This window comes from Gilliamella sp. B3172 (genome assembly GCF_026536465.1).
Lineage (GTDB): Bacteria > Pseudomonadota > Gammaproteobacteria > Enterobacterales > Orbaceae > Gilliamella.
The window spans coordinates 1-12132 of the sequence record NZ_JAFNOA010000007.1; the positions used below are offsets into that span (position 1 = coordinate 1).

Consider the following 12132-nt stretch of genomic DNA (forward strand, 5'->3'; position numbering starts at 1 on the left):
AAGATGAAGGTGGTCGTCATACTCCATTCTTCAAAGGCTACCGTCCACAGTTCTACTTCCGTACAACTGACGTAACGGGTACTATTGAATTACCGGAAGGCGTAGAAATGGTAATGCCAGGTGATAACATCAAAATGACAGTATCATTAATTCACCCAATCGCAATGGCAGAAGGCTTACGTTTTGCGATTCGTGAAGGTGGTCGTACTGTTGGTGCTGGTGTTGTTGCTAAAGTTATCAAATAATTATAGCTAACTATAAAGCGCATCGTAATGCGCTTTATCTCAGCAAAAAAGGCGCATATATTTGCGCCTTTTTTATTTTCTATAACGTTAATACAGCTGTTTAGCATGTAATTTAAACCTTTTTAATGAGATAAATGGCTATCATTTGCCAAATTCAAAGTAACACCATTGCAAAATGCAATCTCAGCTTCTCCACTCGCCGCGCCAATACTTTTACATCCAAGAAATCAGCAATTGCTAGCTTTACGCCACAGTTAAACAAAAAATATTCATCACAATTGATATCGTCAGTTATTTAGTTAAATTTATAAAAAAAAGATCATCATTCCACGCCTAAACAGCATCAAAGCGTTATTTGTTTTTCTTTTAGTTAATTATTACCTTAGGTTGGCAATAATAGAATTTTAAATTAACGCTATTTTTTACCAGATTTTGATAAATGTCATAGGATAATACCGATATTTCGCAAATAATAATCATTATCATTTATTTTTTTGGGAAAGAAGATATTATGTGTAAGTTCAAGAAAATCGCTCAACAAACAATACTGACTTCACTTTGTTCAACCGTGGTATTGAGTCAATACTCGTTAGCAGACAATAGGCCTGATGTGATATTAGTCACACCAAATAATGAATTATCTAAACATAGTGCTTTGTCACCCAGTTACCAGCAGGAACAGAACAAATTAAATCAAACTGCTGGCGCAACGAATCTTGTTGTTCCCGATCAAGAAAATAGGCTATCGACACTACAAGATGCATTGGATTATCAACCCGGCATTATTATTCAGAATTTTTTTGGTGGGATAGATCAACCACGATTGAATATTCGCGGTTCTGGCGTTCAAAGTACGCCTCTTTCACGGGGTGTTTTACTATTGCAAGACGGTTTGCCTATTAATGATGCTGACGGCGATTTCCATATCAGTACGCTCGATATGCGAGATGCCCGATTGATTTCTATTTATCGTGGTGCCAACAGTAGTCATCCACAAAGTAATAGTTTAGGAGGAGAGCTGAATTTTATCTCGTTCACAGGAAAAGATGATAATGGCACTGCTCGCTATGAATATGGAGCATATGGTCGACAAGCCACTCAAATTGCTATAGGCAATAGTAGTGAGTCATATGGTATTGACGGCCGATTGAGTTTATCTTATGACCATTTCGACGGTTACCGTCATCATTCAACCTCACAGCGTAAAACAGCTCGAGCGAATTTTGGCTTTACTTCTGATAATGTTGAAAACCGCACATGGCTGAGTTGGACAGATGTACGCTTTGATATACCCGGACCACTTTCGCAAAGTAAATCAAAACACTCTCCTAGGGCAATTGAAAACATTATCACGCTAACCGACCCGCATCGCCATACCGAGCAAGCCCGTATAGCTAATCGGACTAATTGGACTTTTGGCGATCAATCTCTTGAACTCGGTGTCTGGCACCAGCAAACTCATGATAATTTTATTACACCAGCCGATTACACATTAAGTCATAGCCGCACCACCGGTACTGAGCTGGCTTATCAATCCAAATTTAACGACATTACGTTTCATAGCGCTCTTGCTTGGGATAAAACAAATTTGGATCGCAAGTTATTGATGAATCGACGTAATACACCAATGTTTAAACGTCTGCTTGGTAACTATACAGCCGTTGCAGAAAACATGAATGGTGCAATCGGCACATCTTGGAATATTAATGACGCTTGGCAGTTGAACCTAGATACCAAAGTTACGCACGCCAAACGAAATGTCGATACTCGCCATAGCAATAATAAGCTCAATCAGTCATGGACATTTTGGTCACCCAAAATTGGGATAATTTGGACGCCGACAAGTGATAACCGCTTTTATGGCAACTTAAGTACCAGTAACGAGCCGGCATCATTTCGTGAAATTATTACCAGCAATGGAAGAAAAGCACAACTAAATAAGCTTGATCCCCAAAAAGGTATCACCGCTGAAATTGGCGGTAGCGGTAAAATTATTGAGAATGTAAATTGGGATGTAGCTTTATATCGCAGCATTATTAAAGATGAATATATTTCTGCTTATGATGCTAATGGCAATACCGTAGGCATATCCAATTATGGCAGTAAAACCCGTCATCAAGGCATTGAAGCGGGTATAAAAGGCTTGTTACCTTCAGTCTTAAATAGTGGTGATATCGAATATCGTTTAACCTGGACTTACAGCGATTTTCGTTTTCAAGGCGGGCAATATAATCATCATTATATTGCAGGCATTCCAAGAAATATTATCAATGCGCAGTTACTCTATAAAATAGATAACTGGACGTTTGGCCCTAATTTACACTGGTCACCGACTAACACGCCAGTTGATCACGCTAACAATATGCATATTCAGTACCGTGATCAATATGCTGTTTTTGGATTTAAGATAAATTATCAAAACCCTAAAGGCTGGTCAGGTTACATAATTGCCGATAATCTAACCAACAAACGTTATGCAAGTGCATCAGTTGCTAATCACGTAGTTGCATCAAAAAATGACATGACGTTATTTAGTGCAATGGGCTTTAATCTTAATGGTGGGATTGTTTATCACTTTTAATCGCTACCTACATATTATCATCTGACAGCATAACTATGGTGTCGTTGTCAGATGAGATAACAATTAAAATGAACGCTTGGAAGGTAGCGTTAACCCCTTCAGGTAGGCCGGCTTTAATACTTTAATAGAATGATTCTCAACTTTGATGATCTGATCTTTTCGCCAACTAGAGATAAGACGGCTTAATGTCTCATAACGCATACCCAACTTAGTTGCCAACTGACTGCGTGATATTGGTAATACAAATTGATAGGTATTTGTTGGGTTAGTACATAACGATAAAAAATAAGCCGCTAATCTTTGCTCTGCTGAGCTTGATGTTAGCCAATCAATATTATTAATCTGTTCATATAATTTAGCACTAAAATTAACCAGTAAGCGCTGCATAATAATTGGGTGATCATGACAAACTTTAAGTAAACTGCTCTTATCAATCAAGAGTAAAGAACAGTCGGTTTTAGCTCGAATCGTCATTGGAAAACGGTTATGTGGCATAAAAATTGCGGCAATGGCGACTAATTGATAACTTGAGAATATACCGAAAATTTTTTCTTCACCGAGATAAGTATTTCGATATACTTCAACTTGCCCCCTAATCACCAGAGCACATCCCGATAAAGGCATCCCTTCATGCCCAAACATATCACCGATATCAAGTTCCATATACTGTGCAGTTTCAATGATTGGCAACAAAGCGCCATGGGTTAATCCATTAAATAATTTAACTTGGCTTAACCAATCAAAAATTTGTTGTTCGGTGGGTCTATTTTTGACAAATGTCATAGGTTTTACCTAAAGATACTTTTAAAATAAATTTAATATAGTTGATAATAATTCTTATTTCAACACTTAACTTTTTAATAACCCCATGAAATATATGGGTTTATTAAAAATAATCACTAACAATTTAAAGTACAAGGTTCGACTTTCGATAGGAGTATACAATGTCACACAACACGATTACCCCCGCTCAAGCACTTGAACTCAATTCATTAATTACCCCAACTGAACAAGGCATTGCAAGCCGTGTTTTAGCTAAAACAACAGGCGGTAATTTAACGTTATTTGCTTTCGATAAAGGACAAGGGTTATCTGAGCATAGCGCCCCTTTCGATGCAATTGTTATGGTGATCGAAGGCGAATTGACATTAACGATTGATGGACAACCTGTTACAGCAAAACCCGGCACTATTGTCAGAATGCCAGCCAATATTCCTCATGCCGTTGAAGCGCCACAAGCGGCGAAAATGCTTTTAGTCATGCTAAGAGAAATCAATTAAACGACAATTAAGGAATAAAGATGAACAGCAATAAAGAAGCCGGGCATAAATTCCTTGCTAAATTAGGGAAAACCCGATTACGCCCGGGAGGTAAAAAAGCCACCGAGTGGTTATTTAAGCAAGCGCTCTTTACGCCACAAATGCAGGTACTTGAGATTGCTTGCAATATGGGCACAACCTCTATGGAGATTGCTAAGCGTTTTGGCTGCCATATTACAGGTATTGATATGGATAAGTTGGCTTTAGCAAAAGCAGAGGAAAATATTCGAAAAAATAAATTAGACCACTTAATCCACATCCAGCAAGCTGATGCATCAAAACTGCCGTTTGCGGATAACAGCTTTGATATAGTGATTAATGAGGCGATGCTTACAATGTATGCCGATAAAGCCAAAAATCATCTATTAAAAGAGTATTATCGTGTATTAAAGCCAGGTGGGAAATTACTTACCCATGATATTATGCTGGTTAACCCAAAACAGTCTGAGCAAATTATCAAGCATATTCGTCATGCAATCAATGTTAATGCTCAACCAACCAGCATTGAATCATGGTATCAATTATTTAACGATGCCGGATTTGTTGATATTAAATCCGAGCATAATGCAATGACATTGATGTCGCCAAAAGGGATGTTATACGACGAAGGTCTGTTTGGCACACTAAAAATCATTCGCAACGCCTTGCGCAAACAAAATCGCGCACAATTTTTTAAAATGTTTAAGACGTTTAAACATCATCATGACCAACTTAATTATATTGCAGTTTGTAGCACTAAAGCTTAATCAACAAGTTAATTGAGATACATGTTTATTTCCAACAATAGTCCTTTGGAACTTGGGGTTATGGTTAATGCCATAACCCTATTTTTTTATCTGCCAAAACCCAAAACGATAAAATCCCTAATCACTCAGCAATAGGCAAGCAAGTTGACGGGGAATATCATGACTTCATAGCATTTTTTTGCTATAGTGAACACCATTTTATTTAACTTGGATTAATCATAACCCATGGAAACTATTCCTAATTGCCCAGTTTGCCAATCTGAACACACCTATCACGATGGCACCTTTTACGTTTGCCCTGAGTGTGCTCATGAGTGGGATCCGAATCAAACAGCCTCATCCGAAGACGAACGACAAGTAAAAGACAGTAATGGTAATTTACTTGCTGACGGTGATGATATTATTTTAATTAAGGATCTTAAATTAAAAGGTTCATCTACTGTACTTAAAAAAGGTGCCAAAGCGAAAGGTATTCGTTTAGTTGACGGTGATCATGAAATCGATTGTAAAATCGATGGCATGAAAATCATGTTAAAAGCTTGTTTTGTAAAAAAAGCTTAATCCCACCGCTGTTTAATGCTGGTTTTACCAGCATTAAGTATCACTGCTGTTATGCATACGTTTTCATTAACTGTCATCTCTGTTTTTCTCTTTAAATAACATCTTAAGCCAATTTATACTTAAACACCTATAAAATCTGAAACTTCTTGACAAAAAATCTCTTTAAGCTTTAAACATCTGTTTTCATTTTTCTGTTTTTTAATTAACAAAAAACCATAACATAGCTGAAATATGCTCAAACATCTGTCCAAAAATAAGCGCTAAAAAATGTGGTAGTGTGGAAATTAAATCGGTTAACATTGCTAAGCCTAATAATAGGGTCATCGGATAACCGATTACAAAATGGAGAGTTGCGGTGTGATTGAATCAACTTTTTACTTAAACACCTATAAAATCTGAAAGTTCTTGACAAAAATCTCTTTAAACTTTAAACATCTGTTTCATTTTTCTGTTTTTTAATTAACAAAAAACCATAATATAGCTGAAATATGTTCAAACATCTGTTCAAAAATAAGCGCTGAAAATGTGGTAGTGTGGAAATTAAATCGGTTAACATTGCTAAGCCTAATAATAGGGTCATCAGATAACCGACTACAAAAATAGAGAGTTGCGGTGTAATTGAATCAATTTTTACTTAAACACCTATAAAATCTGAAACTTCTTGACAAAAAATCTATTTAAACTTTAAACATCTGTTTCATTTTTCTGTTTTTTAATTAACAAAAAACCATAACATAGCTGAAATATGCTCAAACATCTGTTCAAAAATAAGCTCTGAAAAATGTGGTAGTGTGGAAATTAAATAAGTTAACATTGCTAAGCCTAATAATAGGGTCATCGGATAACCGACTACAAAAATGGAGAGTTGCGGTGTGATTCGGTTTAATAGCCCTAAAGCTAAGTTGACTATCAATAGTAATGTCAATAATGGTAATGCTAGCATTAAACCATTGATAAAGAGCAAACCACTCATCTCGATGACGGTTAAATAACCATTGTGATTTAAAGGATCGGCGGCTATTGGAATAATATTAAAGCTATTTGATAAGCCATACAACAACCATAAATGGCCGTCGAGATTTAAAAAAATCAATAAGGCGATTACATTAATTAATCTTGATAACACAGATGTGGAAGGTCCTCCTATGGGATCAAAAAAAGTTGCCATGCCTAATCCCATTTGCATAGAGATCAATTCACCGGAAAACCGCATAGAGATAAACGCTAACTGCATAGCAAAACCAATCATCACACCAATCATAATTTGCTGAGCGATCATCCAAATCGCGGTTAAAGAATATATCGATAAGTCATCACTAAGAGGTGGAGACGGCAACAGCATCGCAATGATTAAGGCTAATGCTATTTTTACACGGTTAGGCACCTCTTTTTCACCGGTAATGGGCGCAACCATAATCAAAGCTAAAATACGAACAAAGGGAAAGAAGCAACCTTTAATCCAAGAGAAGAAATCGATATTGAAAAGCGTCTGAATATCCATAACGCTTAACTGGTTAAGTTAGGAATATCAGTAATAACAATCCGAATATAGTCAATCATCGTCGAAAGCATTGTTGGGCCTAAAATGATTAACACCACAATAACCGCTATAATTTTAGGAATGAATGATAATGTCATTTCGTTAATTTGCGTTGCTGCCTGCAATAAACTGATAATTAAACCGGTAATTAAAGCAGCTAACAATATTGGACCAGCCAATGAAGCGGCAACTTTAATCGCTTGCATGGCTAACGTGCTAATATATTCAGAGGGCATATCGTTCCTTAATCAAATCGCTATTAGCTAAAAAAACTTTGTGCTAAAGAGCCTAATAACAGGTGCCAACCATCTGCTAACACAAATAACATTATTTTAAATGGCAGGGAAACCGTTGCCGGAGGAACCATCATCATCCCTAGCGCCATTAAGGTGCTGGCAACCACTAAATCTATGACTAAAAACGGAATAAACAAGGTAAATCCGATCTGAAATGCGGTTTTTAATTCACTGACCACAAAAGCCGGTACAAGCACAGTTAATGGAATATCGTCACGAGTTTGAATATCACCAGCATGCGACATATTAACAAACAGTGCTAAATCATTTTCACGTGTCTGGGTTAACATAAATTCACGCAGTGGTTTACTGGCGCTGGCTAACCCCTCTTGCATGGTAATTTGATTTTGTGAATAAGGAAGATACGCATCGTGATAGATTTTATCGGTCACCGGCGACATAATAAAAAAAGTCATAAACAGTGCGATGCCTAAAATAACCTGATTAGGCGGGGCTGACTGAGTGCCCAGCGCATTGCGTAATAAACCTAAAACAATGATGATGCGAGTAAAACTCGTCATCAATAACAAAATAGCCGGTATGAATGTCAGTAAAGTCAGAAACACTAAAGTTTCAACTGGTAATGACCAACTTTGTACACCATTAGATGATGTCTGAGTCATAATCGACAGCGGCGTGACATCAGCAGAACTATAGAAACTAAATAACAATAAGCTGAGCAAAATAACCCATTTTGACCACACTATTTGTTACTCCTTTTTAGATTTTAATGCTGACTGTAATAGTTGGTGAAACAAGCTATCTTTTTCACTTTCATTCGTTTCGGGTGGTTTGGCTAACAGCATTTCGGTGCGCTGCTCATTGATCGTATGCAGTAGTGTCATTTGATGTGGCGTGATACCCACAACAAGGAGTTTATGATCGACATAGATGAGAACAACCCGTTCTTTAGGACTAATGTTGAAAGTAGCTTTAACTTCCATAAGTTGTTCGCCACGCTTTTTCCAGTTAATACGTTTAACCAACCAAGCTAACAACACAATCATTGCTATCACACCGATTAATGAAATTGCGAACGATGAGCCGACTTGTGAATAAAAATTCATATCAGAGGGCATTGTTGTTGAACTGGTACTTGCCATAGTTGGCGCTGTTATGTTATTCATTAGCGACTCAATCGGCGTACACGTTCTGAAGGCGTAATAATATCGGTTATGCGTACGCCATAATTATCACCGACAACTACAATTTCACCTTGAGCAATTAAATAACCATTAATTAATATATCTAATGGCTCACCGGCTAATCCGTCTAAAGCAATCACTGAACCTTGTGTTAAATTTAATAGATCTTTAATTGCCATTTTAGTTCTGCCAAGCTCGACACTTAAGTTAACCGGAATGTCCAAAATAAGATTTATATCTTGTTTTTTCACTTCGGATTGTTGTGGTGATAATGTTTCAAAGATCACATCTTGTGTGGTTAGCTTATCATTTGTTTCATTTTGAGATTGAGTATCATCGCTATTTTGTTTGATATCAGTCATTGAACACTCCTTCATTCAATTGTTCTAATACAGGATTACTTACCTGTTCTACTTGAATTGCATATTGTTTATTCACTCGACCATAATGCCCTTTTAATACCGGCACACCGCCAATTGTGACATCAAGGCTATCAGGCTTTTCTATATCTAAAATATCATTGACTTTTAATGCCAATAGTTTTGCGACAGTCGTTTGAATTTGAGTGAAGTTGGCGACTAATTCAACGGTTGATTGTTTAATACCACTGGTTAAAGAGCTCATCCAAACATTGTCATCTTGATAAGTTTGTTGCTCAATCGGTGGTTTGATTAATAACTCTTTGATAGGTTCAACCATTGCATAAGGAATGCAGATACAAAACGTAGCTTTACTGTTTCCAATCTCCACTTTGAACGTTGTGGCTAAAACCACATCGTCAGGTGAGCTGGTGATATTAGTAAATTTGCTTTGTACTTCTGATCGAATATATTCTGTTTCAATAGTGTAAATATCTGTCCAAGCATTTTGATAAATCGTTAATGCAAGCTCTAATACCCGTTTAATAATCTGTTGCTCAGTATGGGTAAATTCTCGCCCTTCGGTTTCCACTTTGGCGGCATGCCCATCACCACCAAATAGCGTATCGACGACAATAAAAACAATTTCAGGTGAAAATGAAAATAAACTTGTGCCCCGTAAAGGATTAAGGTGAACTAAATTTAAATGATAGGTAGATGAAACTTCTGAAAATTCTTTAAACGTTTGTGTTTCAATTGGCGAAGCAATCACGTCAGTATTACGGCGCAATAAATTGAATAAACCAATCCTAAATTGCCGGGCAAAACGTTCATTAATAATTTCTAATGCCGTTAAACGCTCAGGAATAAAACTATGTTTAACCGATAAATCATAAGGTTTTACTTCGGTTTTTTTACCTTGTAGGGTTTGAGTATCAAATCCGTTATCATTTTTTTTCATTGATGAACTATCCAATAACTCGGTATCGGAAGGCTCACTATTATTGACAGTAGATTTGAACTTATCGGACATAGAAATCACCGTATAATAAAATCAGTAAATAATACTTCATCAATTTTTACCTTATGTTTTGCATCATATTGGCGTGATAAAGCTGTCTTAATTTGTTCTTGTAAATCGATTTTGCCGGCTTCTTTTTTAAGATCACTGACATACTGTTTAGAAGTTAAAAGTAATACATCGCTTCTTACTTCCGGCAGATATTCTAATAACACCGTTTTTTGCTCTTCATTAGCAACGCGTAATACCATACCAACATAGAGAATTTTATTAATATCAACACTCTCTTCTGAGGTTGGTAGTGATATAGTGAAAGGTTTTAATGTTAAAAAAACCGGTGACACAATTTCTACCTCTTCTTGAGCCTGGACGGTATTTTTGGATTTATTTTGTAACCACAAATAAGCAGCAGCACCTAAGGCTAACAAAGTAATGAGAATAAGTATTAAGTTAAAAACACTTATTTTTTTTTGTGTAGTTGGCATAATTATTATTATCTCAATAAAAATAAAGAAAATTTATAGCTAAATAAATAGCAAAAAATTATAAAAATAATAAATCATGCAAAAAGAATTAATTTGAAGAATAGGCAATAAAAATACCACCTATTCGACCTTTTCAGCTTTTATTGATAACAGACATTAGATTATTAACATCATCACTATTTAAGCAAAGATACTGAGCCCGGAATAAGTCGATATCTTTTCTTGATGAGATTGCTCGATTGATTCATCAAAATCATCTGGTAATAATTCATCCATAAATTCTTTATGTTGGGAATCACTGGATGATGGTTCTGAATCATTCTTCATTGAAAACTCTCTGATATCGGTATGCTGTAATGTCATCCCTTGCTCTTCAAGCGAAGTTTTAAGATAGGGTAATGCAGACTCCAATACGCCTTTAACGGCATTATGTGCAGCCAGCATTTGAAGATTAAGCTTATCATCAATCATAGCTAGTTTGATATGTAACGATCCTAATGTTTCCGGATGTAGTTTAATTTCAGCATTTTGTACACCTTGACGACAGATCATGGTAATTTTTTCAGTTAATGATGTTTGCCATTTTGAGACATCAATCGGCATTGGAAGTTTCATGGTTAAAACTTCCGAATTAGGCATCGTAGACGGCAGTAAAGTAGTCAGAAAATTTTGCCCGTCAACCACATTAAAAAAAGAGGATGATTGCTCTAAATTAATTGGGCTTATGTTTTCAATATTATTGAGCTGTTCCATTTGCTCAACAATAGAGTTAAAACTCGGTGTCGTATTTTGATTATTGATACTAGTTTGCAAAGGTGAGAGATAACTTTGTACTTTATCAATGTTAGCATGCTCGATAGTTTGCTCGTCGCTGTTTGAATTTGATAAGTGTGTCACCTGATCTTTCACCGAAGTTTTACTATAAAATTGCTCGCTTTCATTAATTGAAATAAGTAATCGTTGAGCTGATCGAATGTCAATCGCCGCATATTGCTCGCCACTATCTTCAACTACCCTATCTAACATCAACGAATCAGTCAATTTAGTATTGATTGTCGAGATGTGATCTTCACCTATTTCATCTTGGTTGAATGAGCAATCAATTGTTAAGCTCGTTTGTTGTAAGTTAAACGTATCGAATGGATTAGCCATTGCGATAAAGATATCACTGACATCACCTTTATCATATTTATCGACAATATCAGATTCAGCCGTTAGACCATTTTCGGTGACAACTATTTGCTTTTGGTTTTGCGCTAAAAGTTGCTGAAACAACTCACCGTCAGCAAACGACGGATCGGTTTGATTAAATTCTAATTGTTGAGATGTGTTTAATGATATATCACTGGTGAGATTAATATTCATTCAATGCTCTCCTTGCTAATTGCTGTTGGGCAAATTCATCGGTCATTTTTTGCTGTAAACGACTTTGTTGTTGCATATATTTTTGATGTTGTTTATTGAGCAGCGTTGTAAAAGTATTTAAATTTTTTTGCGATTGATTAAGTTCATTGGTGATCTGTTTTTGTTTGATATCCAACGTTAATAACAACTTTTTTTGTTGTTCAATACCATGTTCAATTGCTGAAATAAATGCATTAAAATTACTTAACTCACACCCTTTAATGCCGTTTGATAGTGCATCATTTAATCGTTGTTGATATTCGGTATAATAATCATTTAATACATTAAGCTGCGACTGCGCATTACGTTGATTATCATGAGCATGTTTCAATTTTATTAATGTGTTATCAACCGATTTTTGGGCTAATTTTTTTAACGTTAAAAATGCAAATTGTCCCGGATTTTGCTTATTCATTATTATTTCCTAACT

The 12132-nt window shown here is 36.0% G+C and carries 16 protein-coding genes; 5 read left to right on the top strand and 11 right to left on the bottom strand.

The features are described 5' to 3' along the window. Both J3U37_RS08390 and J3U37_RS08395 read left to right on the top strand, forming a co-directional pair. The coding region (locus J3U37_RS08390; protein ID WP_416379985.1) for an elongation factor Tu at positions 1–245 on the top strand (245 nt) is incomplete at its 5' end. A gap of 511 nt (positions 246–756) precedes the next feature. Then, positions 757–2826 carry a TonB-dependent receptor family protein gene (locus J3U37_RS08395; protein ID WP_267374310.1) on the top strand — a complete coding sequence of 690 codons (2070 nt, stop codon included), beginning with the start codon at positions 757–759 and terminating at the stop codon, positions 2824–2826. Positions 2827–2889: 63 nt separating this feature from the next. On the opposite strand, the gene J3U37_RS08400 is transcribed toward J3U37_RS08395, so the two are convergent. After that, positions 2890–3609, bottom strand: coding sequence for a Crp/Fnr family transcriptional regulator (locus J3U37_RS08400; RefSeq protein WP_220218326.1), 720 nt, complete (start codon positions 3607–3609; stop codon positions 2890–2892). A gap of 161 nt (positions 3610–3770) precedes the next feature. On the opposite strand from J3U37_RS08400, the gene J3U37_RS08405 reads away from it, so the two are divergent. The 3 genes from J3U37_RS08405 to J3U37_RS08415 all read left to right on the top strand — a co-directional run bounded on the left by J3U37_RS08405 (position 3771) and on the right by J3U37_RS08415 (position 5452). Continuing rightward, the gene (locus tag J3U37_RS08405; protein ID WP_220218327.1) at positions 3771–4106 is read left to right on the top strand and encodes a cupin domain-containing protein; all 336 of its coding nucleotides are present in this window, start codon (positions 3771–3773) and stop codon (positions 4104–4106) included. 20 nt (positions 4107–4126) lie between these two features. After that, a complete protein-coding gene (locus J3U37_RS08410; protein ID WP_220218328.1) occupies positions 4127–4891 on the top strand; it encodes a class I SAM-dependent methyltransferase in 765 nt (254 codons plus the stop codon). 225 nt (positions 4892–5116) lie between these two features. After that, on the top strand, positions 5117–5452 hold the full coding sequence (locus J3U37_RS08415; RefSeq protein WP_220218329.1) for a zinc ribbon domain-containing protein YjdM: 336 nt from the start codon (positions 5117–5119) through the stop codon (positions 5450–5452). A 198-nt stretch (positions 5453–5650) separates the two neighbouring features. Here J3U37_RS08415 and J3U37_RS08420 read toward each other — a convergent pair whose 3' ends face one another. The 10 genes from J3U37_RS08420 to fliJ form a co-directional block, all read right to left on the bottom strand. Further along, positions 5651–5776 (bottom strand): hypothetical protein, encoded by a 126-nt coding sequence (locus tag J3U37_RS08420; RefSeq protein WP_267374314.1) that lies wholly within the window; start codon positions 5774–5776, stop codon positions 5651–5653. A gap of 388 nt (positions 5777–6164) precedes the next feature. After that, on the bottom strand, positions 6165–6953 hold the full coding sequence (fliR, locus tag J3U37_RS08425; RefSeq protein ID WP_267374316.1) for a flagellar biosynthetic protein FliR: 789 nt from the start codon (positions 6951–6953) through the stop codon (positions 6165–6167). Between the two features lie 5 nt (positions 6954–6958). After that, positions 6959–7228, bottom strand: a complete 270-nt coding sequence (gene fliQ / locus J3U37_RS08430) for a flagellar biosynthesis protein FliQ (RefSeq protein WP_220218331.1) — start codon at positions 7226–7228, stop codon at positions 6959–6961. A gap of 23 nt (positions 7229–7251) precedes the next feature. After that, positions 7252–7992: a flagellar type III secretion system pore protein FliP gene (gene fliP / locus J3U37_RS08435; protein WP_324170102.1), complete on the bottom strand. Its 741-nt coding sequence runs from the start codon at positions 7990–7992 to the stop codon at positions 7252–7254. Positions 7993–7998: 6 nt separating this feature from the next. Further along, entirely contained in the window at positions 7999–8415 is a 417-nt protein-coding gene (gene fliO / locus J3U37_RS08440) for a flagellar biosynthetic protein FliO (RefSeq protein WP_267374318.1), read from the bottom strand. Further along, the gene (fliN, locus tag J3U37_RS08445) at positions 8415–8795 is read right to left on the bottom strand and encodes a flagellar motor switch protein FliN (protein ID WP_416380001.1); all 381 of its coding nucleotides are present in this window, start codon (positions 8793–8795) and stop codon (positions 8415–8417) included. Before fliN ends, fliO begins: the two co-directional genes overlap by 1 nt. Next, the gene (gene fliM / locus J3U37_RS08450; RefSeq protein WP_370634073.1) at positions 8788–9753 is read right to left on the bottom strand and encodes a flagellar motor switch protein FliM; all 966 of its coding nucleotides are present in this window, start codon (positions 9751–9753) and stop codon (positions 8788–8790) included. The genes fliN and fliM overlap by 8 nt, the downstream gene beginning before the upstream one ends. Before the next feature lie 77 nt (positions 9754–9830). Next, positions 9831–10298 carry a flagellar basal body-associated FliL family protein gene (locus tag J3U37_RS08455; protein ID WP_220218335.1) on the bottom strand — a complete coding sequence of 156 codons (468 nt, stop codon included), beginning with the start codon at positions 10296–10298 and terminating at the stop codon, positions 9831–9833. A 180-nt stretch (positions 10299–10478) separates the two neighbouring features. Continuing rightward, on the bottom strand, positions 10479–11663 hold the full coding sequence (locus tag J3U37_RS08460; protein WP_267374321.1) for a flagellar hook-length control protein FliK: 1185 nt from the start codon (positions 11661–11663) through the stop codon (positions 10479–10481). Then, complete coding sequence (gene fliJ / locus J3U37_RS08465) at positions 11653–12117, bottom strand: flagellar export protein FliJ (RefSeq protein ID WP_267329350.1); 465 nt, start codon at positions 12115–12117, stop codon at positions 11653–11655. Before fliJ ends, J3U37_RS08460 begins: the two co-directional genes overlap by 11 nt. Between the last annotated feature and the right edge of the window lie 15 nt (positions 12118–12132).